The sequence below is a fragment of the Alkalimonas cellulosilytica genome, from assembly GCF_036325985.1.
Lineage (GTDB): Bacteria > Pseudomonadota > Gammaproteobacteria > Enterobacterales > Alteromonadaceae > Alkalimonas > Alkalimonas cellulosilytica.
On the sequence record NZ_JAUHLI010000010.1, the window covers coordinates 65712 to 90590 of the forward strand.

The 24879-nt window shown below is 55.7% G+C and carries 18 protein-coding genes; 9 read left to right on the forward strand and 9 right to left on the reverse strand.

What is annotated here, in order from left to right; genetic code table 11:
- Positions 1-75 precede the first annotated feature (75 nt).
- On the forward strand, positions 76-1389 hold the full coding sequence (locus QWY20_RS11230; protein WP_330129109.1) for an MFS transporter: 1314 nt from the start codon (positions 76-78) through the stop codon (positions 1387-1389).
- 3 nt (positions 1390-1392) lie between these two features.
- On the opposite strand, the gene QWY20_RS11235 is transcribed toward QWY20_RS11230, so the two are convergent.
- The 3 genes from QWY20_RS11235 to QWY20_RS11245 form a co-directional block, all read right to left on the reverse strand.
- Positions 1393-2115, reverse strand: coding sequence for a VC0807 family protein (locus QWY20_RS11235; protein WP_305946106.1), 723 nt, complete (start codon positions 2113-2115; stop codon positions 1393-1395).
- A gap of 54 nt (positions 2116-2169) precedes the next feature.
- On the reverse strand, positions 2170-3240 hold the full coding sequence (locus QWY20_RS11240; RefSeq protein WP_330129110.1) for a M28 family peptidase: 1071 nt from the start codon (positions 3238-3240) through the stop codon (positions 2170-2172).
- 75 nt (positions 3241-3315) lie between these two features.
- Positions 3316-4095 carry a helix-turn-helix domain-containing protein gene (locus QWY20_RS11245; RefSeq protein ID WP_330129111.1) on the reverse strand — a complete coding sequence of 260 codons (780 nt, stop codon included), beginning with the start codon at positions 4093-4095 and terminating at the stop codon, positions 3316-3318.
- 172 nt (positions 4096-4267) lie between these two features.
- Between QWY20_RS11245 and QWY20_RS11250 the strand changes: the two genes are divergently transcribed.
- Positions 4268-5299, forward strand: a complete 1032-nt coding sequence (locus QWY20_RS11250; RefSeq protein ID WP_330129112.1) for a M23 family metallopeptidase — start codon at positions 4268-4270, stop codon at positions 5297-5299.
- A gap of 79 nt (positions 5300-5378) precedes the next feature.
- Here QWY20_RS11250 and QWY20_RS11255 read toward each other — a convergent pair whose 3' ends face one another.
- Complete coding sequence (locus tag QWY20_RS11255) at positions 5379-6170, reverse strand: DUF2884 family protein (RefSeq protein ID WP_330129113.1); 792 nt, start codon at positions 6168-6170, stop codon at positions 5379-5381.
- 288 nt (positions 6171-6458) lie between these two features.
- On the opposite strand from QWY20_RS11255, the gene QWY20_RS11260 reads away from it, so the two are divergent.
- The 4 genes from QWY20_RS11260 to QWY20_RS11275 all read left to right on the forward strand — a co-directional run bounded on the left by QWY20_RS11260 (position 6459) and on the right by QWY20_RS11275 (position 12088).
- Positions 6459-8273, forward strand: coding sequence for an assimilatory sulfite reductase (NADPH) flavoprotein subunit (locus QWY20_RS11260; protein ID WP_330129114.1), 1815 nt, complete (start codon positions 6459-6461; stop codon positions 8271-8273).
- On the forward strand, positions 8273-9991 hold the full coding sequence (gene cysI / locus QWY20_RS11265; RefSeq protein ID WP_330129115.1) for an assimilatory sulfite reductase (NADPH) hemoprotein subunit: 1719 nt from the start codon (positions 8273-8275) through the stop codon (positions 9989-9991). Before QWY20_RS11260 ends, cysI begins: the two co-directional genes overlap by 1 nt.
- 11 nt (positions 9992-10002) lie before the next feature.
- On the forward strand, positions 10003-10740 hold the full coding sequence (locus QWY20_RS11270; protein ID WP_330129116.1) for a phosphoadenylyl-sulfate reductase: 738 nt from the start codon (positions 10003-10005) through the stop codon (positions 10738-10740).
- A gap of 91 nt (positions 10741-10831) precedes the next feature.
- Positions 10832-12088 carry a mechanosensitive ion channel family protein gene (locus QWY20_RS11275; RefSeq protein WP_407935426.1) on the forward strand — a complete coding sequence of 419 codons (1257 nt, stop codon included), beginning with the start codon at positions 10832-10834 and terminating at the stop codon, positions 12086-12088.
- 12 nt (positions 12089-12100) lie between these two features.
- Here QWY20_RS11275 and QWY20_RS11280 read toward each other — a convergent pair whose 3' ends face one another.
- Complete coding sequence (locus tag QWY20_RS11280) at positions 12101-13504, reverse strand: GTPase/DUF3482 domain-containing protein (RefSeq protein WP_330129117.1); 1404 nt, start codon at positions 13502-13504, stop codon at positions 12101-12103.
- On the reverse strand, positions 13501-14538 hold the full coding sequence (locus QWY20_RS11285) for a DUF2868 domain-containing protein (protein WP_330129118.1): 1038 nt from the start codon (positions 14536-14538) through the stop codon (positions 13501-13503). The genes QWY20_RS11280 and QWY20_RS11285 overlap by 4 nt, the downstream gene beginning before the upstream one ends.
- A 288-nt stretch (positions 14539-14826) precedes the next feature.
- Here QWY20_RS11285 and ahpC point away from each other — a divergent pair, with 288 nt between their 5' ends.
- Positions 14827-15393 (forward strand): alkyl hydroperoxide reductase subunit C, encoded by a 567-nt coding sequence (gene ahpC, locus QWY20_RS11290; protein ID WP_305946123.1) that lies wholly within the window; start codon positions 14827-14829, stop codon positions 15391-15393.
- A gap of 202 nt (positions 15394-15595) precedes the next feature.
- Positions 15596-17140 (forward strand): alkyl hydroperoxide reductase subunit F, encoded by a 1545-nt coding sequence (ahpF, locus tag QWY20_RS11295; RefSeq protein WP_330129119.1) that lies wholly within the window; start codon positions 15596-15598, stop codon positions 17138-17140.
- A 120-nt stretch (positions 17141-17260) separates the two neighbouring features.
- On the opposite strand, the gene QWY20_RS11300 is transcribed toward ahpF, so the two are convergent.
- From QWY20_RS11300 to QWY20_RS11310, 3 genes are all read right to left on the reverse strand, one after another.
- On the reverse strand, positions 17261-20134 hold the full coding sequence (locus QWY20_RS11300; protein ID WP_330129120.1) for an insulinase family protein: 2874 nt from the start codon (positions 20132-20134) through the stop codon (positions 17261-17263).
- Positions 20135-20249: 115 nt separating this feature from the next.
- Complete coding sequence (locus QWY20_RS11305; protein WP_330129121.1) at positions 20250-21827, reverse strand: serine hydrolase; 1578 nt, start codon at positions 21825-21827, stop codon at positions 20250-20252.
- 75 nt (positions 21828-21902) lie between these two features.
- On the reverse strand, positions 21903-23192 hold the full coding sequence (locus QWY20_RS11310) for a DEAD/DEAH box helicase (protein ID WP_330129122.1): 1290 nt from the start codon (positions 23190-23192) through the stop codon (positions 21903-21905).
- A gap of 271 nt (positions 23193-23463) precedes the next feature.
- Between QWY20_RS11310 and cysG the strand changes: the two genes are divergently transcribed.
- Positions 23464-24870: a siroheme synthase CysG gene (gene cysG / locus QWY20_RS11315; protein WP_330129123.1), complete on the forward strand. Its 1407-nt coding sequence runs from the start codon at positions 23464-23466 to the stop codon at positions 24868-24870.
- Positions 24871-24879 lie beyond the last annotated feature (9 nt).

Genomic DNA, 24879 nt, shown 5'->3' on the forward strand with positions numbered 1-24879 from the left:
ACACTAGCCTGCTAGACTAAGGCTATTGAAGTCTAAAGGCGACTTTTTTCGTCAGAATCACCATCCGGAGGTAGCGTGACCCCATCCCAGGAAAAAGTAGACAAGCTGTACAGCCTGATAGCCAACGAAGAAGATGCCCGTGCCTGCAAGGATATCTCGGAGCAAGCTTGTACCGAAGTGCCGCGCAATTTTTTCTTAATCTTAATCAGCCAAACCCTGACCAGTCTGGGCGATTTACTGACCAGCCCGAAAACCGTGCTGACCTGGCTGATGACAGCAGTAGGCGCGCCGGCAGCCTTGATTGCCTGGCTGGTGCCTATTCGCGAGTCCGGCTCTTTGCTGCCGCAGCTGCTGATTGGCGCCTGGGTGCGCCAGCATGCGCTGCGCAAACCCTTTCTGGTGTTGGGCGCCATCATCCAGGCACTCAGCCTGTTTGGCATGGTGCTGGCGGTGCTCTGGCTGCAGGGGCTAAGTGCTGGCCTGGCGATACTCGGCTTGCTGGTGGTTTTTAGCCTGGGCCGGGGCCTGAACTCGGTGGCGATGAAAGATGTGCAGGGCAAAACCATCCCCAAACAGCGGCGTGGTCGGTTAACCGGCCTGGCCAGCACCGTATCGGGCTTGCTGACCACCGGTGTCTCCATCTGGCTGCTGAGCAGTGTGAAAGAAGCTGGCGTGCTGATCTATGTGCTGTTGCTGCTCGGGGCAGCCATGCTGTGGTTTGGTGCAGCCACTTTGTTCAGCCAGATTGAGGAAGAACCTGGTGAGACCAGCGGTGGCGGCAATGCCATGCAGCAAGCCTTTGCCAACTTAGCGTTGCTGCGCGACGATGTGCTGTTTCGCCACTTTGTCATTACCCGGGCACTGCTGCTCAGCTCGGCGCTGGCCACGCCCTTTTTGATTGTGCTGGCGCAGCAGCACAGCAGCTCGGGCGCTTTATTGGGGGCTTTTTTGCTGGCCAGCAGCCTGGCCAGTTTGCTGAGTTCCAGCATCTGGGGCTGGCTGGCCGACTGGTCCAGTCGTCGGGTGCTTTTGCTGGCAGCAGCCCTTGCCTCGCTGTTCTGTTTTATTGCCGCCATCGCCAGTCAGCTGGATGGCGCGCTGGTGGCCAGCATCTGGTTTTACCCGCTGCTGTTTATGCTGTTGAGCATAGCGCATGCCGGAGTGCGGGTCGGTCGTAAAACCTATTTGCTGGATATGGCCGGCGGCAACAAACGCACCGATTACGTCTCGGTCAGCAATACCGTGATTGGGGCCTTGTTGCTGCTAACCGGTTTGATCAGTGCGGTGGTCGCCAGCTGGTCGCTGTTTGCGGTGCTGGTGTTGTTCGCCGCCATGAGTGGCCTGGGGGTGCTGTTTTCCTGGCGGCTAAAAGAAGTGACTGCGTCCTGAAAATTAGCTTTCAGGCGCACCCACCAAAAACTGATCCAGCTCTTCGCCGGTCAGTTTGCCGATTTGGCTAAACAGATAAAGCACAGCGCCCATCATAATAATGGTGCAGGGAATGGCAATGACCGGAAAGCTGAGCGCGGTCATACGGCCAATTTCGGCATTAAAGGCTTCGGTGCCAGCCGGACTAACCACGATCCACTTGGCCAGCACATAGTTAAGCACGGCCGACAGCGCAAAGGAGCTGGCCAGCAGGTAAGTGCTGATTTGGACTTTCTGCTCAAACTGCTGGGTTGCCTGTTTGGCGGCCAGGGCAGCAGCCAGCTTGTCGGTGCGGATCAGATCGTCATTCAGTAGCAGCTTGCGCACCAACGAATAGCGGGTGTTGTGGGTCAGGATCACCGCAATGCCCAGCACCGCCGGTACCGCCGCTTCTTTGATGGCGATGTAGGCCGGATCCAGCTGCAACAAGCCAATGCCACCGGTCAGCAGCACACTGATCACCCCAAGCACCGAGAAGAAGTTCACTTTGTCGCTTTGAACAAAGTCCCAGCAGCCATAGACCACCGGAAACGCCAGTGCCACCACCAAAGCCCACATCGGCCCCAGGTGCGCATCGCCGCTGAACTTGCTTAAAATCACCACCGGAATAATGATGTTAAACACCAGGTTGCTAAAAAAGCCGCCTTTTTTGCGGGCGGGTTTGGCTGGGGTTACTGACTCACTCATTACTGCATGCTCAATTGTTTCAATCTGCTCAGTATACTCAAAGCTAGCGGCTTGTCACCTCTGCCTGGCGGCCAGCTGCTGATCAAGTTTTACAATAAAATCCAGCACGGTTTCAGTAACCGCCTGATAAAAGGCGGCATCGACCCGATCACTGGTATCCCGTGGCGTGTGGTAATCCGGATGGTCGGCCACGCCAAAATAGATAAAAGGCACACCATGGCGGTGGAAAACTCCATGATCCGAGCTGTTGACCCAGTTCTCGGTGCGTCCGGCCCGCCACCAGGGCCTGTCGTGTGCCCGCATCAGCCGCACTGAGCTCTGCTGTTGTACCTGATCCAGAATGGGATGCAGCCAGGGGTGCTGGTAGGTGCCCACCGCAAACAGCTGGCGCTCGCTATCCCGGCTCAGCATATCCAGATTGACGTTAAAGGCCAGCTGCGAAGGCTGCACCGCCTGATCGCGGAACAATGCGACCGCCCCCTGCAGGCCTTTTTCTTCGCTATCAAGGGCGATAAAGAGCAGCGGATGCTCCGTCGGATGCTGCGCAAAGTAGCGCGCCAGCTCCAGCATGGCAGCAACACCGGAGGCATTGTCGTCAGCACCGTGAAAGATTTGGCCGTCACGCACTCCCAGATGATCGTAATGCGCTGTAATGGCAATGGCTGGCAAGTCTGGTTGTTTGCCCGGCAGGCTGCCCAGCACATTGGCAGCATTGCTGATGGCTTGGATTTGTCGCTGACGCTGCCGAAAGAGCCCACTGAACTGGATATGCTCCTGCACTTCGTATTCGTGCAAATAACCCTCTACCCCAGCCGGCTGCAAGCCAATCTGTTGGTAGTGCTCCACCAACCAGTGCCGGGTGGCTAATGCCCCGGGCTGGCCTGACTCGCGCCCTTCGCGCTCCGGATGCGCCATCCAGCTTAGATCGGCCAGCATACGCTGATGATTCAGCCGCTCGGGCACCGCCTGCGCTGCAACTGGCACTGACTTTTTTGCCTCAATCCGGGTGGCTTCCCGCTCGGTTAACCAAGCCTGCCAGGCCGGATACCCCCACCAATAGCCGGCTCCGGCCAAAAGCACGCCGATACCGACAGTGACCAGCAACGACTTCCAAAAAACTCTCATACAAACACCTTATGGGTAGACCAACAGCATCATAACTGTTTTTTCCCTGAACCACAGCCTCCTGACAATACCCCCTTAGTCAAGACTGGTCGGGTTGCATGCTGACAGCACGTGATCCGACGGCATCAGTGGTTGTGCTACCAAGGTCAGCTGGTACTCGGGTAGCTCATCTGCAGGGCCGTACATCAGTTCAGAAGCTTCGGCATACTTATCGATCACCCGCTTCAGCTCTGAGCTCAGTTGGCGGAATGCCTGAGGTGGCAAACGCAAGGGTTTGACCATCACCAGCGTCTCCTCGGATACAGCCTGATTGAGTACCGCCGCTTCCGCACGCTGAAAGTAGCGGCTTAATTGCTGCTGCAACACCCGGCTGCCTGGCGCAAAACCAAGAGGAGGCTTCACCTTGAAGCGGTAGCGATTACCCGGCTCCAGCTCCAACAGCCCAAGCATTTCCAATTTGCGAAGCCGCTGATAACAAGCAATGTCATCCAATCCCATGGCGTCAGCCAAGACATTGAGCGGGCGTTGTTGATAAAACAGGCCCACAAAAAAATCCAGCAATGCGGACTCTGCGGCAAACGCCTGATCTTGCTCTTCGGAAAAAAAGTGATGCTCAGCGTGCTCTTCCACCGCAGTCTGCAGCACAGACGTCCAGTCCAGCTGGCAGATATCGACCAACTGCAGCAGGCGTTGCAGCGAGATATCCTGACCATTCAGCAGCCGTTTTACCGTATTCAGTGAAACATTTAGCCGGCTTGCCAGCCCAGCATAACTGATTTTTTGCTGGCGCAACCCTGCTTTTATCTGCTGCAAAGCTCGTTGAATCACTAAGGGGTTGAAGTGGGTTTTGTGCATGGCGCTAACCATTCAGGCTCATAAATTGACTAGTAGGGTACCATTAATTGATGCTTTTCGTGCAACCTCTGGTTTTTGCTTGTCCGTGCCAGCCTGGCTGACTAAATTACGAACCATCAGTGCGCTCCCGCTGTTGCATCAGGCGCCTAAAGTCACCACAAAGGAAAAGCAGATGGCTGAAACACCGAATCCAACAAGCACAGGCTGGCGCCAGGAGCTTACCGCATGGTATTGGCCGATGCTGGGTGGCCTTGCTATGGTCTTGCTACTGCAGTTTGGCGTGCAGGCGCTTTGGCAATGGTCACTGCCGTTTTGGCTTGTGATTGTTCTTTATCTGGCTTTTGCCGCTGGCCTGAGCTCAGTGTTGGGCCGGCTTGCTAACGAATATAAAACGGAAAAAACGCCTGTTCACCCCGCCAGCGCTTGGCCTGTTTCTGGGCCAATTCGCTATTTGGGCCGCTATTCGATGCTGTTTACCTTCCTACCCAGCTCCTTGCTGTCGATCCTAAACCCATGGCAACTCACACAGCAGTTGAAGCAATTGGCTGGCCAGGCCAAAGTGCATCGGCGCATGCGTGGACATTACGGCGAGCTGGATAGCTACCAAAATAAAGCTGTTTACCGCCTTCCATTTGCCGGCGAATGGCTTATTTTCAATGGTGGCCTGACACCAGGCACCTCCCACTCCTGGGATGTATTGGCTCAGCGCTATGCCTATGACTTTGTGGTGGCTGACGTCTCATTTCGTCGCCACCGCAATCAAGGGACCCGGCTAGAAGACTACTTTTGTTATGATGCACCCATACTGGCTGCTGCAGATGGCGTTGTGGTGGATATTCAAGACGGTATAAGCCCAGCACCTTTGGTTGGCTTTGCTGTCTGCGACTTTCTGTGTCGACACTTTGCCGGCAATTATCTGGTCATTCAGCACGCAGATGGCGAGTTTGGTGTTTATGCGCATTTAATCAAAGGCTCCATAACGTGCAAACTTGGGGAAAAAGTGCAACAAGGGCAACAGATTGGTCGCTGTGGTCATACAGGTCACTCCACGGAACCACACCTGCACTTCCATTTGCAGGATGGGATCAGTCTTTTTAACTCTATGGGCTTGCCAATATGGTTTCAAGACACCTTGGTCGATGGCGAACAAAAAACCAGTCCGGTGGCGCTGGAGCGCGGACAGCGGGTTGAGCAACCGCATTGATGCATAAAAAAGACGCCTTATCCAAAAGGAGTAAGGCGCCAAGGCTGTGGTTGGAAACTGTGTTTTGGCTAAGATTGGTTTAGTGGCGATTCGCCTGGGCATCCTGTTGAAACAGCGCATAAGGTGCCAGCTGCGGCAGTTCGCTGATCAGACTTTGTTCCAGCAGAGTCAGTTGCTGAATTTGCTCGCATAAGGCATCACCACGTTGCTCCAATGCTTCGGCTTTTAAATTCATGCTGGCTTCGAGCTCTTCGCCAAACTTTTCCATCCGCTCACCAAAGGCTTCCATCCGCTGCTCGAAGTTGCCTTCGCCGCTAAAAAAGGCTTTGCCCAGTTGCCAGAAAATACTGCCCATCGAGCTTTTCACCACTTCTTCAATCGCCGCTTCAAACTCGGGGCCAAAAGCTTCATTCAGCGCATCGAACTGACTGCCGCGGATCACCAGGGTATCGCCCTGCTCAGAAATAATCCGGCTTCTGGCCTCATCAACGTTTTGCATCGCGCTCTGCATCGCTTTGTGCTGCGCCAGCGGCCGGCCGGTTAATTCGGTCAGCACCTGATCGACGGCGCTGTAGGCCAGGTCCATCGCTTCGACCACAATACGCACCGTGCTTTGGCCTTGCTGATAGACTCCCTCGCGGTACTGCATCAGATGCGCACGCTGGGCCGGGGTGGTTTGCTGCGCTTCTTGCTGCAACCAGAAGTTGCCGTGCTGGTCGATGCGCCATAACTCGGTACCGGCCGAAGACAGTGTCAGCTGCTGCGGCGATAGGGTTAAATCATGCTGCAACTGAAAGTTGCACTGCTGATGCTGCATAGTGCCGCTGCTCACAGTAAATGCCAGGACGGTGGTTAATAACAGGCTGCTCATCATGCTGCTCCTTCTTGTTGGGTGTTGCTGATGCAAATTGCTTTTCAAGTGAATGGACTTTTGCAACCGCAATGCCAACTTTTATCTCATTGTTTTTAATGGTATTTAATATGAGCCTCTGATTGAGCTATTGGCGCAAATAAGGAAATTGACCAAAAAATAGTCCTTTTGCTAAACCGACATGCCACTTTGTAATTCCATAAAGGAATAAAAAAGAGAGATCTATTCTTTTACGCGCATCCATATAGACGGCTATGCTAGCGGCCTTATCATCGAACAGGTGTCGTTATGCTTTTGTCTTCTCTTGTCGCGCAGGCCAGCCCGTTGTCGGAACAGCAGGTGCAGCAGTTGCAGGGGCTGGTTAGCCAGCTTAATCCCATTCAGCAAGCCTGGGTCAGTGGCTATCTGGCGGCCAGTGCCCAGCTGGCCGGTGGCGCTTTGCCGCAGCAGCCAGCTGCCAGTGCGGCCCCGGCGGCGACCCTGACCATTTTGTATGGCTCCCAGACCGGTAATGCCCGTCATGTGGCCGAACAATTGGCGGCACAGGCCAAAGCCAAACAGTGGGCGGTGAACCTGCTGGATATGGCCGATTACAAAGCCAATCAGCTGAAGAACGAGCAATTCCTGACCATCGTCACCTCCACCTACGGTGAGGGTGAGCCGCCAGAGAATGCTGAAGCCTTCTACAAGTTCCTGTTCAGCAAAAAAGCACCGCAGTTGCCACAACTGAAATACGCCGTGCTTGGCCTGGGTGACACCAGTTACGAATTTTTTTGCAAAACAGCGCAGGATTTTGACCAGCGACTGGCCGAGCTGGGCGCTAAGCCACTGCAAGGCCGGCAGGATCTGGATGTCGATTACGAAAGCGCCGCCAGCAGCTGGAATCAGGCGTTAATTGAAGTGCTCGAACCCGAGTTTAAAGAAAGTGCAGCGCCAGCCAGTGGTGCTCAGGTCATTGCCTGGCCGGGCCAAACCGCCACCGCTGCCAGCAGCTACAGCAAGCAACAGCCGTTTGCCGCTGAGCTGTACACCAATCAGAAAATCACCGGTCGTGATTCAAGCAAAGACGTGCGTCATATCGAAATTTCACTGGCTGGCTCGGATCTGAGCTACCAGCCGGGCGATGCGCTCGGCGTCTATTTCGACAATGATCCGGCGCTGGTTCGCGAGCTGCTGCAAATCACCGCCATTGCCAGCACCGCACCGGTGCGGCTCGGCGAGCAGCGCCTCACCATCGCCGAGGCCTTAACCAGCCAGCTGGAGCTGACCCAGTCGTACCCGGCCTTTGTCGACAAGTACGCCACCGCCATTGGCAGCGAGACCTTACAGACCCTTGCCGCGGATAAAACGGCGCTGCGGGATTATCTGGCAGTGCGGCAAATCATCGACATCGTGCGCGAACACCCGGGCATGCCAAGTGCCCAGCAACTGGTGGATGCACTGCGCAAACAACAGCCCCGGCTATATTCGATTGCCTCATCGCAGGCCGAGGTGGAAGACGAAGTGCATTTAACCGTTGGCGTGGTGCGCTACGACGCTTTTGGCAGCACCCATTTAGGCGGCGCATCCGGCTTTTTGGCCGAGCGGCTGGCCGAAGGCGACCAGGTGCGGGTTTTTGTCGAGAAAAACGACAACTTCCGTTTGCCGGTCAATGACGACACCCCGATCATCATGGTGGGACCCGGCACCGGCATCGCCCCTTTCCGTGCCTTTTTGCAAGAGCGTGAGCAGCGCGGCGCCAGCGGCGACAACTGGCTATTCTTTGGCAACCCGCACTTTACCCAGGATTTCCTCTATCAGGTCGAGTTGCAGCGTTACCTGAAACAAGGGCTGCTGAGCCGGCTGGATGTGGCCTTTAGCCGCGATCAGGCCGAGAAAATTTACGTGCAGCATAAGCTGCAAAAACAAGGCAGCGAGGTCTTTGCCTGGCTGGAGCGCGGTGCTCACCTGTACATCTGTGGCGATGGCAACCGGATGGCGAAAGATGTGCACCAGGCCCTGCTGGCCATTATTCAGCAGCACGGCGGCAAAAGCCCGGAGCAGGCCGAACAGTATTTAGATGAATTGAAGCAAGCCAAACGTTATCAGAAGGATGTGTATTAATGAGCCAGTATCCGATCAACCCAGCTTTTGTTGCCGAGGGCAAGCTGTCTGATAACGAGCGGTTAAAGGCCGACAGCGATCACCTGCGTGGCACCATCACCACCGATTTGCAGGACGAAATCACCGGTGGTTTTAATGGCGATAACTTTATGCTGATCCGTTTTCACGGTATGTACCAGCAGGATGACCGCGATATCCGCGCCGAGCGGGCCGCGCAAAAACTGGAGCCACTGCACAATGTGATGCTGCGGGCCCGGATGCCGGGCGGCATTATTACCCCGACCCAGTGGCTGGCCATCGACCGCTTTGCTGCCGAGAAAACCATGTACGGCAGTATCCGGCTGACCACGCGCCAGACCTTCCAGTTTCATGGCGTGCTAAAGCCCAACATCAAACCGATGCACCAGTTCCTGCATGAGATTGGCATTGACTCCATCGCCACCGCCGGCGATGTCAACCGTAACGTGCTCTGTACCTCCAATCCGGTGCAGTCGGAGCTGCATCAGCAGGCCTATCAGTGGGCGGTGAAAATCAGCGAGCATTTGCTGCCAAAAACCCGTGCCTACGCCGAGATCTGGCTGGATGAAGAAAAGGTCGAAACCACCGAGCAGGAACCCATTCTGGGCGATAGCTACTTGCCGCGCAAATTCAAAACCACAGTGGTGATCCCGCCGGACAACGACATCGACGTGCATGCCAACGATCTGAACTTTGTTGCCATTGCTGAGAACGGCCAGCTGGTTGGTTTTAACGTGCTGGTGGGTGGTGGCCTGGCCATGACCTTTGGCGATACCTCGACCTACCCGCGCCGGGCCGATGAGCTGGGCTTTATTCCGCTAGAGCACACCTTAAAAGTGGCCGAGCATGTGGTGACGGTGCAGCGCGATTACGGCGATCGGGTCAACCGCAAAAACGCCAAAACCAAATACACCATCGATCGCATCGGGCTGGATAATTTCCGCCGCGAAGTCGAGCAGCGCATGGGTGTGCCGTTCGAGCCGCTACGGCCCTATATCTTTACCAACCGTGGCGATCGCATTGGCTGGGTCGAAGGCATCGATGGCAAGCACCATTTAACGCTCTTTATCGAAAACGGTCGGGTGCTGGATTTCCCTGGCAAGCCGCTGAAAACTGGCCTGGCCGAAATCGCCAAAGTGCATCAGGGTGATTTTCGCATGACCGCCAATCAGAATCTGATTGTCGCCGGTGTGCCAAGCGAGCAAAAAGCCCAAATTGAACAGCTGGCCCGGAAATACGGCCTGATTGATGATAGCCACAGCGAACAGCGCAAGAACTCGATGGCCTGTGTCGCCTTCCCCACCTGTCCGCTGGCGATGGCTGAAGCCGAGCGCTATTTGCCGGAGCTGGTGACCAAGGTGGAAGGCCTGCTTGGCAAACACCAACTGGCCGATGAGCATATTGTGCTGCGGGTCACTGGCTGCCCCAACGGCTGTGGCCGCGCCATGCTGGCCGAGGCTGGTTTGGTCGGCCGGGCGCCGGGCAAGTACAACCTATACCTCGGTGGCGATCGGGTCGGCAGCCGGGTACCGAAGTTGTATCTGGACAATGTCGGGGAAGCCGAGATTTTAACCGCGCTCGATCAGCTGATTGGCCGCTGGGCCAACGAGCGACTGGCCAATGAGTGCTTTGGTGATTTTGTTATCCGCGCCGGTGTGGTGGCGGAAGTCAAAGTTTCCAAAACCGATTTTCATGCCTGAGTGAGGCCAGAATGAGCAAATTTCGACAGATCCTGACGCAGGATGAAGCCACCCGGCAAGACTGGCTGGCTGAAATCAACAGCATCCTGACCCCGCTTAGCGCTGCAGAGCGGGTGCGCTGGGCGCTGGCGCATTTGCCACAGCAACCAATGCTAAGCTCCAGTTTCGGTATTCAGGCGGCGGTGATGCTGCACCTGGTCACGCAGCAGCAAGCCGATATCCCGGTGGTGCTGACCGATACCGGCTATTTATTCCCGGAAACCTATCAGTTTATCGACCAGCTGACCGAGCAACTGGGATTAAACCTGAAAGTCTACCGCGCCACGCTCTCGCCTGGCTGGCAGGAAGCGCGTTACGGCCAGCTGTGGCACAGCGCAGAAGGCATTAAAGAGTACAACCGGCTGAACAAAGTGGAACCGATGCAACGCGCCTTGCGTGAGCTCAATGTCGGCTGCTGGTTTACCGGCCTGCGCCGCAGCCAGAGCAGCACCCGGGCCGACAAACAGGTGGTGGAAATCAGCCGCGGCGTGGTCAAGGTGCAACCAATCATCGACTGGAGCAATAAGGATGTGTTCTATTACCTAAAAGAGCACGGCCTGAGCTACCACCCGCTGTGGGAGCAAGGCTATTTGTCGGTCGGCGATACCCACTCCACCGTCAAATTTGAGCCCGGCATGAGCGAAGAAGACACCCGCTTTAACGGCTTTGGCCGCGAATGCGGCCTGCATATTGATGGCGATGGCATCTAGCCATCGCTGTTGCAGCGCTACAATATCGTCATTTTGTCATTCAGCAGAATCGGTTACACTAGCCACAACTTCCCCTGTTTAACGAGTGGACATGAACGACTGGCTTGCAACCCTGGAACACTGGCGCGAACTCTCGCCCGAGCTCTTTATGGCTGGCAGCTTGCTGCTGCTGGTGGTGTTGTCCTGGCTGGCCAACTGGATTACCAAAAATATTCTGGTACGGGCTGTCTCTAAAGCTTTTAACGCCACTCCTTTTGCCCAACAAGCCTTGCAGCAGGATTTTGGCATCATTGCCCGCCTGGCCAATGTGGTGCCGGCGCTGGTGCTGGCGGCCGGGGTTGGCTTAATTGAGGGCTTGCCGCATCTGGTGGTGGAAGTGGTCCGCAATGTCAGCAATGCCTTTATTGTGCTGACCATTGCCATGTCGCTCAGCAATGTGCTGACCATGGTCAACAGCCTGTACGAGCGTAGACCCGACTCAAAAACCAAGCCGATTAAAGGCTACATTCAACTGCTGAAAATTATTGTCTACACCATCGCCTTTGTGCTGATGGTGGCGATGCTGATTGACCGCTCGCCGCTGATCTTGCTATCGGGCATGGGCGCCATGATGGCGGTGCTGCTGCTGATTTTTCAGGACACCATTTTATCGGTGGTGGCGAGTGTGCAGATTGCTTCGAACGATGTGATCCGGGTCGGCGACTGGGTCGAAATGCCGCAATTAAACGCCGATGGCGATGTGATTGACATTGCACTGCATACGGTGAAAATCCAGAACTGGGATCGCACCATCACCACCATCCCGACCCGCCGCTTTATGACCGATCCTTTCAAAAACTGGCGCGGCATGCAGCAATCCGGTGGCCGGCGCATCAAGCGCAGCCTGATGATCGATCAGCAAAGCGTCCGCTTTTTAACACCGGAAGAGCGGGCACATCTGGATCGGTTCCGGCTGCTGAAAGACTATCTGGCGGAAAAGGATCGCGATATCAAAGCCTGGAACGAGGCACTGAAAGAGCAGGGCAAAGAGCCGGTCAATACCCGTCGCATTACCAACCTCGGGACTTTCCGCGCCTATGTGCAGCGCTATTTGCAAAGCCATCCGCGGGTGCATCAGGGCATGATCCAGATGGTGCGGCAAATGCCCCCGACGCCCGATGGCCTGCCGCTGGAAGTCTACTGCTTTACCAATACCGTGGTCTGGGTCGAGTATGAAAGCATTCAGGCGGATATTTTCGACCACCTGTTTGCAATTTTGCCGGAGTTTGGCCTGCGGGTGTACCAGCACCCCAGCGGGCTGGATTTGCGGCAGCTGCGCATTGAAGGCCTGACGGCTGCGGATAATTAACTGGAAAGAGCACTAGCGAAGACTTTGCTGCTGCTCTTGCTGCAAAGTGCTGTGCAGTCGTTGCTGCAGCTGCTGGCGGATCCAATCGCTTAGCGCCTGACTCTGGGCGGCTTTCCACTTACCCTGCTGCAACTGTTTGCTCCATTGCAGCAGTTGCACCTGCGCCTTCTTATCCCAATCGCTGGCCTGAGTCGTCAGTGCCAGCCGGCTGCGCTCGGCGTGTGGCCTTAGCCACAACAACTGCACAAAAGTCAGCACCCGCGCCATCAGTACCAGCGGAAAATTCGGGTGCCGCACCGGGCCGATATAATGCCGCTGCTGACTAAGCGGCAACCAACCCAGCTTCTTGCCGGGCAACTGCTTGCTGGCCAGCCAGCCAGCTGCCGATCCCAGCACGCCGCCGGATAAAGCACCCAGCATTAGCGAGCTGCCGCCAAGGCCTAAATCGAGCACGGCACCGGTCGCCATGCCAGCAGCTCCAGTCACCATGAGCAGCTCCTTTTGCTGCAGCCCCCACAGGTACCAGGTTTCGGTATTCATCAGCCGGTCGCGCTCAATCGGCCAGTCCAGCTGACGAGCCAGCTCGCTCTGGCCATGCCCCCAGCTTTGCGCCAACTGTTCGAACAACTGGCTTTCGGCCTGATCAAGTTGTTGCTGCAGCCAGACTTCCGGCTGCTTTAGGAGCGAAGGTGGCAGCAACGACAACGGCTGGCGAAAACTCAGCTGGGCACACCAATAATCCGCCAACTCCATGCTAACCTGCTGCAGCCGCTGCTGCTCACGGTGCAGCAACTGCCGGTTGAGTTCGGTTAAGGCCGCGGTCCAGTCCGGAGTCAGCTCCGCCATGGCCTGAAACAGTGCCTGGCGGGCCGGCAAGGTAGCGGTCATCGGGTTAAAAACCCGCACCCACTGAAAGCTTTGGTTCAAGCTAAGCTGCCAGCTTTGGCTGTGGTTGCTGGGCGCTATCGGATTGATCAGCGCCATCCGTGGTTGTCCGGTCCAGCGCAAAATTTCCATCTCCGCCTCGTCGGTGGCACTGACCGGGCTGCTGGCATCGGTGACAAACAAAATACCGCTACCGGCCATAATGGGGCTTAACAGCGCCACCTCATCCGGAAACTGCTGCTGGTGCGAAGGTTCGGCCAAAAAGGCCCGCACCCGGGCCGGCCGCTCGGCTGGCACTACCGGCACCTGCTGCAACCAGGCCAGCACCTGACGGGCACGCTGAAATCCCGGAGTATCGGTCAGCGCCAGCAGCACCTTGCCATTTAACACAAATTCAAAACGCTCGGCTTCACGGGTGGTGCCAGATTCTACCCCAACCCGCACCGCATCGTTTTCTACCAGGGTCGATACTATCGACGACTTGCCCTGGTTGGGATGGCCGACCACACAAAATTGTGGTGCTGTTGTCATGCATTCTCCTCCAGCCAGGCCAGCTGCTCGGCTCTGGCAAAGGCCTGCCAACTGGCGCTGTGCCGTGCGTTGCTGGTATCCTGTTGCAGCCAAAGCGCCTGTGCAATGCCCTGCTTGCGGGCCAGCGCCATCCAGTCGGAAAGCTCCGCCACCGGGCTGCGACTGGCCGGCACCCGCCACAGCAGTTGCTTAGGCTTGGTTGCCAGCAGTGCACCAAAGGCATCGTTATCCTGCTGCCAGTCGTCCTGCCCAAGGGTCAGCGCCTCAGCGCTGGCTGGCAATTGCCATTGCAGCAAGCTGGCCTGTTGCCACTGTGCCAACGAAGTGGTGGTAAGCTCGGCAGCTGGTTCTGCTGCGGGTGATGACGCCGGGCTGGCTTGCTGGATCTGCAACTGCGGTTGGCTGCGCCGGCTTTGCCACTGGCAAAAAAGCGCCAGCGCCAGCCGCGGCAGCAGGTTGTAACACAGCAGGCTCATGGCCAAGAAGGGCCACCAGCCACTGGTTTGCGCAAGCAGCGCCGATTGCTGCTCAATGCGGGCAAAGCGGCTCTGCTCAATTAACGTATTATCTGGCACCGCAGCAGGCCAGAGGCTGTGCCAGGGCCAGCTAAGCCACTGGGTCAGCTGAAGCACGGCCCTTTGTTCCAGCAACAGGGTCGAGCTCCAGCCAAAGGCCAGATCCGACAGCAATAACAGCAGCAAGAATACCAGCCCGATCCCCAATCCAAACCAGCACCAGAGCCAGTTCAGCTGGCTCAGCAGCCACCACTGCTGATGGCGCTGTGGTTGCCAGTACAGCGGTTGCTTGCTAAAGCGAGCCAGCCACGGCCGGCCAGGGCGCAGCATCAGTCCCAGTGCCAGCAGGCTACCCAGCAAGGGCAGGCCAGCCCACAGCAACCAGAGCAACAGCACATTGAGGCGACCATCGGCACTGTAATTCAGGCTGGCGGCACCCAGCACTATGCCCAGCAACCCCGCCAGTGGCCAGCGCCACCAGGGCAACACCAGTTGATTTGAAACTGCACTCAATGCCATCGGCCTCTGTGGTTGAATTCATGCTCTGGTCATTATCTTATGTCAGGATAGCATTAAGGAACACTGCCCAGTCATGGTTTTTATGCAGTTAAGTGTGTTCACTGGTTGAATTTATCGCCACAGCCCCCATTGTTGAGAGGGATTGATGGAACGGCTGGAGTACAGCAACGCTTTATCGATTAAATTGATTAAAGCCATTTGTTTTATTCATTTTGCATAATGGGTGCCACTTGTTAGAGTAGCACCCGTCGAAACACCCAATGTTATTAACTGAAATGGAGGAAGACGATGTCTTCAATTATCAATACCAAGATCAAACCTTTTAAAGCCACTGCTTTTCAAAATGGTAAATTTATCGAAGTAACCGAGCAGGACTTACTGGGTAAGTGGTCTGTTGTGTGTTTCTACCCGGCGGATTTCACCTTCGTGTGCCCAACTGAGCTGGGCGACCTGGCTGATTTCTACCCGCAGTTCCGTGACATCGGTGTGGAAGTGTTCTCAGTGTCTACCGACACCCACTTCACTCACAAAGCATGGCACGATGCGTCTGAGACCATCAAGAAAATCGAATACCCAATGATCGGTGACCCGACTGGCGCTATCACCCGCAACTTCGGTGTGATGATCGAAGAAGAAGGCCTGGCCTTGCGTGGTACTTTCGTTATCAACCCTGAAGGCGAAATCAAAGTTGCTGAAATCCATGACCTGGGTATCGGCCGTAGCGCTGCTGAGCTGTTCCGTAAAGTGCAAGCGGCTCAGTACGTCGCGAACCACGACGGCGAAGTCTGCCCAGCCAAATGGACTCCAGGTGAAGCTACTCTGGCTCCATCACTGGACCTGGTTGGCAAAATCTAAATGCCACACCACCGTTGCCTGGCAGCGGACGCTGAAACCACGCCTCACAACTGAAGCTGGTTTCAGCTTCTCCCCCTGCGCTGTAAAACGGTACTCAGCCAGCATCTTTGGATGCTGGCTACACTCAAGCTTTGCCCGAAACTAATGAATGGCTTTGCCTGAAACAACGCGCTAAACACAGTCAAGAGATGGAGTAGACTCAATGTTAGATACCAACCTGAAACAACAATTAAGCAGCTATCTGCAGAACCTGAAATCCCAGGTAGAGCTGGTCGTATCTCTGGACGATAGCGCCAAAGCTCAGGAATTAAATACCCTGGCGACTGAGATTGCCAGCTTGTCGGATCTGGTCAGCCTGCGTCGTGACGATAGCGCGTCCAAGCGCGCCCCGGCCATGCAGGTACACTCGGTCGACAAAGGCACCATCATTACCTTTGCCGGCGTACCGATGGGCCACGAATTTACCTCTTTGGTGCTGGCTTTGCTGCACTCCGGTGGCCATCCGATCAAGATTGAGCCAGAGCTGATTGAACAAATCCGCCAGCTAAACGGCCGTTTTGAGTTTGAAACCTACATTTCGTTAAGCTGCCAGACCTGCCCGGAAGTGGTGCAGGCGCTGAATATGATGGCAGCCATTAACCCCAATATCACCAGCGTGATGATCGACGGCGCCCTGTTCCAACAGGAAGTCAGCGATCGCAATGTGATGGCGGTACCCACGGTTTTTTTAAATGGCGAGCAGTTCTCGCAAGGCGCCATTACGCTGGAGCGGATTATCCAGAAAATTGATGTCAATGCCGAAGCCCGTCAGGCTGAAGCGCTGAAACAAAAAGATGCCTTTGATGTGCTGGTCGTTGGCGGTGGCCCGGCCGGTGCTTCTGCTGCGGTCTATGCGGCCCGTAAAGGCCTGCGTACCGGCGTGCTGGCCGAGCGTTTTGGGGGCCAGGTGGCCGATACCGTCGGCATTGAAAACTTTATCTCGGTGCAATACACCGAGGGCCCGAAGCTGGTCAACGCATTGGAAGCCCATGTCCGCCAGTACGAAGTGGACATTATGAACAACCAGCGCGCGACCAAGCTCAGCAAGTCTGAGCAAGTCGAGCTGGAGCTGGCCAATGGCGCTGTACTGAAAAGCAAAACCCTGATTCTGGCCCCGGGTGCCCGCTGGCGCGAAATGAATGTGCCGGGCGAGCAGGAATACCGTGGCAAGGGCGTCGCCTACTGCCCGCACTGCGACGGCCCACTGTTTAAAGGCAAGAAAGTCGCGGTGATTGGCGGTGGCAACTCCGGCATTGAAGCGGCCATCGACTTGGCCGGTATTGTTGAGCATGTCACGGTGCTGGAATTTGCCGCCGAGCTGCGCGCCGATGCGGTGCTGGTGAAAAAAGCGCACTCGATGAGCAACATCACTATCATTACTGAAGCTCAGACCACCGAAGTGACCGGTGATGGCAACAAGGTCAATGGCATTCAGTACACCGATCGCAAGAGCGGCGACAGCCACCACATCGAGCTGGCGGGTATCTTCGTGCAAATCGGCCTGGTGCCAAACACCGAATGGCTGCGCGGCGCGGTGGAGCTGAGCCCACGCGGTGAGATCATTGTCGATGAACGCGGCCAAACCTCATTGCCTGGCGTCTTTGCAGCCGGCGATGCAACCACAGCCCCTTACAAGCAGATTGTTATTGCGATGGGCAGCGGCGCCAATGCCTCGCTCGGTGCCTTTGACTACCTGATCCGTCACTAAATTTAAAGCGCGTCCCCTTTGCGGCAGCCTTCGGGTTGCCGTTTTTTTATACCATAAAAAAAACGCCGGATGCATCCGGCGTTTTTGCGTGCAAGAACTGTCTCCAGCCTTACTCTTTCCTCACTGAGTTGCCATCCGGCGCTGGAACTCGGCCAAATCAGTCACCAGTTGCTGGTTAGGCAAGGTAGCGAACGGTTGCTCACTGAAAGCTGTGCCGCGCATCTGCACCGACATCCTTGCCGCTTCCGGGTTCAGTAAGGTTTGCTGGTAGAACGCTTGTACATCCGCCAGCGTCACCTGCTCAACGGCGGCTATCAAACGCTCACGGCTATCAAAGTCAAAGCGCTCACGGTACCAGTCGCTCACCAACGGCCGCATTTCTTCTTGCAGGTTCTTTGGTGGCTCCTTTAAGCTGATCAGCAAGCTCTGCTGAAGCGCCGCAAATTGCTCTGGTGTCACCTGCTGCAATCGCTGCCAGTATTGGTGCTTAAAGTCCTCAAAGCGCTGCTGCATATCGGCCGGGCCTTTGACCGGGGTCTGAATGTACAAGCCAAAGCCGGTGTAGTCGTTCAGATCGATGGCGGTGCCACCCACCGCGTAAGCCAACTGCTCTTCGGTGCGCAAGGTATCAAAAGCCTGGTTGGAAAAGTGCGATGCCAGCACACTGGCAGCAGCTCGTACCGCCATGCCTTGCTCCGGATGCACATGCATATCAATCAGTGCCACATCGGTGACATGAATATCACGGTTTAGCACCAGCGTCTCACCCGCGGCTGGTTTCCAGAATGGGCTTTGGGCGTAAGGCGTGGTGGTACGGTTGGCAGGCAAAGCCGCATCCAGCTTGCTGACCAGCGTCTGCACATCCTGCTGATCGTAATTGCCAAAGGCAAAGACGCGCACCTGATTGGCTGCCAGCGTTCCAGCAATAAAAGCTGTCAAATCGTCAGGCGTCATCGCCTGCGCTGCGGCGATCAGCTGCTCCGGATTGTAATTACCGCCGCGATACAGGCTGTTAAAAGCCCAGAACGCCTGACGAAAAGGCACCTGACGACTTTGGTTGGCAAGGCCCCGCACATAACGATCAACCGCCTGCGAGAAACCAGTCTCGGTGATGGTTGGGGTAAGCCCTGCCAGCAATTGCTCCAACAACAGCGGTTGCTTGTCGGTAAAGCCATCCAGGTTCAATGTTAAGCCATTGCCATCGCTTAACCAGACGCCGATGCCAGCCACACGGGCTTCAGTACGCAGTGCACTTTGCTCCAGATTGTACAAGTCCCGCCACAGCGCAAATGCAACCCGGGCGTTAATGTCGTTTTGAGCCGCTGGGCTGTTGAGCACAATATCCAACCGGCCTCTGGGCTGGTCGCTAAACACCTGACTTGGGTACAGCCAGGCAGCGATGCCATTGTGCTCCACCACCAACTCAGGTTTTTGCTGCTCGGCACGGGCTTTAATAGCAAAACTTTCCGGCAACAAGCGATTGACCTGCGGCAAATTCAGCGCCAGCTGCGGCTGCTGCCAGGCGGCCATTTCTTCCGCAGGGATATCGACAATCTTATACTTGCCAACATGGCGTACCAACTCACTGTCATGCGGCTCTTGCTGACTGATGTACCAGACCCGGAGGTTATCCGGTGTCAGCTGCGCCAACACCTGCTCAATGGCCTCTGCATCAAAACGCTCATAGATAAAAGGCGCGGCAATAGCGTGCTGCACCGGGCGTTTCAGCATACTGGCCGTCAGGTTAGAGGCATAACCAAAGCCATCGGTTTTTTCCAGAAACTGAAATTGGTTGGCCAGGCTGGTTTTGATTTCCTGGTAGTATTGTTCATCGACGCCTTGTTGCTTAATCAGATCCAGGTACTGCATCACCATAGCGGTGATGGCTTCACGCTGCTGCATGCCGGCATCGGTCAGATTCATATCAATGCTCAGATTACCGTAGTTGCCGTACAAGTCTGGGTTGACCGACACATTAAAGCTGGAAACCAGACCAGAGGCTATTAACTGAGCCGCAGCGGTACCGGGCATTTCCGAGCGCAGCAAGTAGGCAATGAACTCATTGGGTTTGACCGCATACTGATCGGAGTTATCGCGAATAGTGAAATCAAGTCGCAGCTGTTTGACATCCTGATTTGGCACATAGTGAATTCGTTTACCACCAAACAGGCTATTGTCCAGCTCGGCAGTCACGGTCGGAAGCGCAATATCTTTGTTTTCGATGCCAGAAAAATGCTGGCGCGCCAACAACTCCATCTCTGCCAGTGACCGATTGCTGATCATCGCCAGTTTCATATTATTGGCCGAGTAATAACGGTCGTAAAACGCCAGCATTTCCTCATGCAAAATACTGCCGGGCTTATCGCTTAAGCTTTCCAGGCTTCCTGCCAGAAAGCGATTGGAAGGATGGTCACCAAACATACGACGCATTAGCTCGAACTGAGCTAAAAAATCCTGCTCGCGGCGCATCGAGTGTTCGGCATTGACCGCATTGCGCTCTTTGTCCGAGTACTCAGGATAAAACTTAGGTGATTTGAAAAAATCGGAGAATCGATCCAGCGCTTCATCGTATACATGGTTGTTGATTTCAAACATGTAATTGGTGATATCCAGCCAGGTATAGGCGTTGTATGCACCATTGTGCTGGCTAAAAAAAGCAGCGTACTCGGCAGGATCCGGGTAACGCTCTGTGCCCATAAACAGCATGTGCTCGAGATAGTGTGCCAGACCCTGCTGCGTCATTGGATCTTGCAACATGCCAGCGCCAACACTGAGCGATACGGCAGATTTTTCCGTCGTTGGATCAGAGACCAGAATCACTTCCAGTTGGTTTGGCAGTGTCAGTGTTTTGTAGGCCCGTTGATCATTCGGGCTCACCACTATGGCAGCGGCTTGTTGCTTCTGCGCTGAGCTCTCGAGTTGTACAGGGGATTGCTGGGCGCAACCGGTGATCACGGCCAGTGCGATGGCACTGACAACAAACAGCTTTTTCATTTTATCATTCCTTGGTAACAGCCAGGTAAAATTTACTCGCTTGATCCTATAAAATGTCAGCTAAGCATACCAGCAAGCGGCTGGCAAACTTTGTAAGCGGATATGTCTTGCTTTCCTACTGCTGTTGAAAGATAGCAGTGCGGCTATAAGGCGAGGGGTAAATACCGACCTGCAGCAACTGAGGCCTCAATGTCCATTCAACGCTAAGTTCAATGGTACCCGCCGCATTTTTGGCAAAGTGGACAAACTTCTCCCGCTGCGCTTGGTTGTGCCAATGGGCCCGGTAGGTATCGCCTTGCCAGTGCTCCAAGGTCAAGCTGGACACACCATCATCCCAGAACTGCAGCAGCAAGTCGCCATTGTCAGCCAGCACGACGTCGGCTTCACCGTAAAGCGGATGCTGATAACGTCCACTGATTTGCGCTGTACTTAAGCTGGCAGCCACATCTGGCTGACGCTGTTGCTCGATCTGCTGGCGGCCCTCACTGGCTTCGGCAAAGTTCTGCTGGTACCGCGCCAAATAGTCGCTGTGCCAATCGTGGGACGGTAGGCCGGCGATACGATCGATAATGGTATGGGTCACCGCCGGTCTGAAGTTTTCAAAGGTATTGCCAATCACTACGATGCCAAGCTCCAACTCAGGCACCAGTGTCACCAGCGTATTAAAACCATCGGTAGCACCACCATGGCTGGCGATTTGATAGCCACGGTAATCCTCCAGATACCAGCCGAGGCCATAAGCCCGAACCGGCTCAATCCGGTTGGCGCGGCTCACCGTGACTTGAGGACTAAAGATCTCGGCCATCACGGCTTCGCTGACCAGCCGCTGTCCTTGGTAGACACCAGCCTCGCCCAGATTTAACCGCATCCACTGCGCCATTTCATAAACACTGCTATTAACCGAAGCCGAAGGACCAACATTGTCGAAGTTACGACGGGCGATTTCGACCACTGCGCCCTCAATGTACTGATGCGGCAGGGCAATATTGGCATCGTCCGGCACAAACTGGGTAATGGAGGTATTGCTGCGGGTCATGCCAAGGGGTTGGAATAAGCGCTCTCGCACAAAGTCATCCCAGCTTTGGCCACTGACTGCCGCCACCACTTCACCGGCCACCGAATACATCACATTGTGATAGACGAAACCCGAGCGAAAAGGCTGTTCAAAGTCGTGATAGCGCATCTGCCGGATCACCTGCTCGCGGCTGGCGGTGGGCATAAACTGAATACGATTGCCGGTGATGCGGCCAAGGCCCACCCGATGCGTGAGCAAGTCACGAATGCGCACTTCCTGCGTGACCCAGTCATCGGCCAGTTGAAAATACGGCAGATGATCAACCACCCTATCGTCCCAGTTCAGCTTGCCTTCATCCACCAGCAAACCGAGCGCTGTTGCCGTCATCGCTTTAGTGGTAGAGGCCACGCCAAATAAGGTGTGTTCATTGACCGGCAGTTCGGATGAAAGCCCCAAGGTGCCAAAGCCGCGAGCATAAATGACCTCATCCCGGTATACCACAGCCACGGCCAGCCCCGGCAATTGCCAGTCCTGTCGTCCTTGCTCAATCCAGTGATCCAGACCAGCCAATGGATCTGGTTTGGTGGAGTGCAGGGCACAGCCAGCCAATGCCAAGGCAGCCAGGCTGCTCAGCAGCAAGGAACGAACAAAGTAAGAAGAGAAAAGCGTGGGATGCATGCCGGGCCTCGAAATAACCATTCAAGGCCAGCATACTAGCCGATTTGGCCGCCGGGGCCAAATCGGTCAGGCCAGCTAGCCGGCGTTGGGTGTTCTGGCCGGGCGGCGATGCTGACTGCGGGCTTTAGCCTGAGCAGAGCCTTCAGCGCGCTGACCATCACGGTGCTCGCTTGGTTTCTTTGGTTTTTTCGGCCGGCGTGCTGGCTGCGATGGATTGGATGCCGGCACATTATGCACGGGCTCATAGCCCGCTTTTACCTGACGCGGTATTGCTTGTCGAATCACCCGTTCAATATCGCGCAGCAACTTGGCATCGTCGGCACAGACCAGCGACACCGCATGGCCACTGGCTCCTGCACGACCGGTGCGGCCAATGCGATGCACATAATCTTCCGGCACATTGGGCAGATCGTAATTAACCACTTGTGGTAATTGATCAATATCCAGGCCGCGGGCGGCTATGTCGGTGGCAACCAACACCCGCACTTCACCACTTTTAAAGCCTGCCAGCGCCTTGGTACGGGCTGCCTGGCTTTTATTGCCATGAATGGCCGCAGCCTGAATACCCACCGTTTCCAGTTGCTTGGTTAACTTATTGGCACCATGCTTGGTTTTGGTAAACACCAGCACCTGCTGCCAATGGTTGTCGACAATGAGGTCAATCAACAATTGTGCCTTGCGGTTTTTATCCACCGGGTACACCAGCTGCTCAACCCGCTCGGCCGTACTGTTGGCCGGACTGACCGACACTTCCAATGGGTTATTCACCATGGTTTTGGCCAGAGCACGGATATCATCGGAAAAGGTCGCCGAGAACAACAGGTTCTGCCGCTGCTTGGGCAAGAGTGCCAGGATTTTACGAATATCGCGGATAAAGCCCATGTCCAGCATACGGTCGGCTTCATCCAGCACCAGCACTTCCAGCTCGGAAAAGCGCACTGCATTTTGCTGGTACAAGTCGAGCAAACGGCCCGGGGTGGCAATCAGAATATCGACGCCTTTGCGCAGCTTTTGCATCTGCGGGTTAATTTTCACCCCGCCAAAGACGATGGTCGAGCGCAGCGGCAGACGGCTGCCATAACGCACCACGCTATCACCGACCTGAGCGGCCAGCTCCCGGGTAGGCGTTAAAATCAACGCCCGTGCCTGATTGGCAGACGCTGGCTTGCCTTCCGCCAGCCGCTGCAGCAACGGCAGGGTAAAACCCGCTGTTTTGCCGGTCCCGGTTTGGGCGGCAGCCATCAGATCACGGCCAGCCAGCACAGCAGGGATAGCCTGAGCCTGAATAGGTGAAGGGGTGTCGTAGCCTTCAGCCTGAATGGCTGCAAGCAAAGGGGCCGATAAGCCCAGGGAGGCAAAACTCATAGATTCTCACTTGTTGTACAAAGATTCGCCAGAACGGCGGTCGGGCAGGATACCTGAAAACCGCTGTCAGTGCCATCGAAACCGCACGAGAGCCGACTTTACCGTTAAATCTAACACTTAAAGCATAGATAAAAGAACACTAATTCCTTTTGGTTATATCTGAGCGCGATCCATTATTTTATTAAAGCCATACAGACGGCTATTCTGCAGGCTGAACTGATGCCACGCTGTTAAGATGGTGGAATAACGCAGCCATGGGCTGAGGTGTGTGATGGATTTTTTACCAATTTTTACCCAGTTGCAGCAGCAACCCGTGCTGGTGGTTGGTGGCGGCGCTGTGGCCTACCGCAAAATTCAGCTGTTGCTGGCAGCCGGTGCTCAGGTCACGGTGCTGGCCAAACGCATCAGTACAGAAGTACAAGCTTTGCAAGGCGATCAACTAACCTGCATTGAAGCAGCCTTTGGCGAGCACAGCATTGCCCATTACAAACTCATTATTGCTGCCACCGATAAACCGGCGGTTAATGCCGACATTTTTCAGGCCGCCAACGCTGCCAATATCTGGGTGAATGCTGTCGATGATCCCGAGCATGGCAACTTTATTTTCCCGGCCATTGTCGATCGCAGCCCCATTGTGGTGGCGATCTCCTCCGGCGGCAATGCTCCGGTGCTGGCGCGTCGTTTGCGCGAGCGCATCGAACAGCTGCTGCCGCAATCGGTCAGCCTGATCGCCCGCTTCGCTGCCGAGTGCCGTCATCGGGTCAAAGCTGCGCTACCGTCCATCAGTGAGCGGCGGGATTTCTGGGAGCGCTGGTTTGCCGGCCCGGCCCAGCAACTACTGGCGGCAGGCAAAACCAAGCAAACCGAACAGCTGTTTCAGCAGCAACTGCAGGATTTTGTGCCCAATCAGGGCGAAGTCTGGTTGGTCGGGGCTGGCCCGGGCGATCCGGAGCTGCTCACCATCAAAGCGATGCAATGCATGCAACAGGCCGATGTGCTGGTGTACGACGGCCTGGTCAGTGCTGATGTGCTGGCACTGGCGCGGCGCGATGCCGAGCGCATCTGCGTGGCCAAGCAAGCCGGTTTTCACAGCCTGCCGCAAGATGAAATCAATGCGCTGATTGTCCGGCTGGCGCAGCAAGGCAAACGGGTCTGCCGGTTAAAAGGCGGCGATCCCTTTATTTATGGCCGCGGTGGCGAAGAATGCGAAGCCCTGGTGGCCGCTGGTATTCGATACAGCGTGGTGCCCGGCGTCACCGCTGCCGCAGGTTGCGCCGCCTATGCCGGCATTCCGCTGACCCACCGCGATTATGCCCAGACGGTGCAACTGGTCACCGGTCACTGCCGAGCCAATGGCGACGAGCCGGACTGGCCATCGCTGGCCAAAGCAAGGCAAACCCTGGTGGTCTATATGGGGCTGATTAATAGCGGCACTCTTAGCCAGCAGTTGATTGCCCATGGCCGCAGCGGCGATACGCCGGTCGCCATTATTGAAAACGGTACCCGGCCCGAGCAACGCACCATTACCGGCACACTGGCGCAGCTGCCCGAGCTGATTGCCGAGCATCAGGTGAAAAGCCCGGCCTTGATTATTGTCGGTGAAGTGGTGGCACTGGCACCCAATTTACACTGGTTTCAAACATTTGTGGCTGAGCCAAGCGCCAGCCAGGCAGCCTAGGAGCAACTG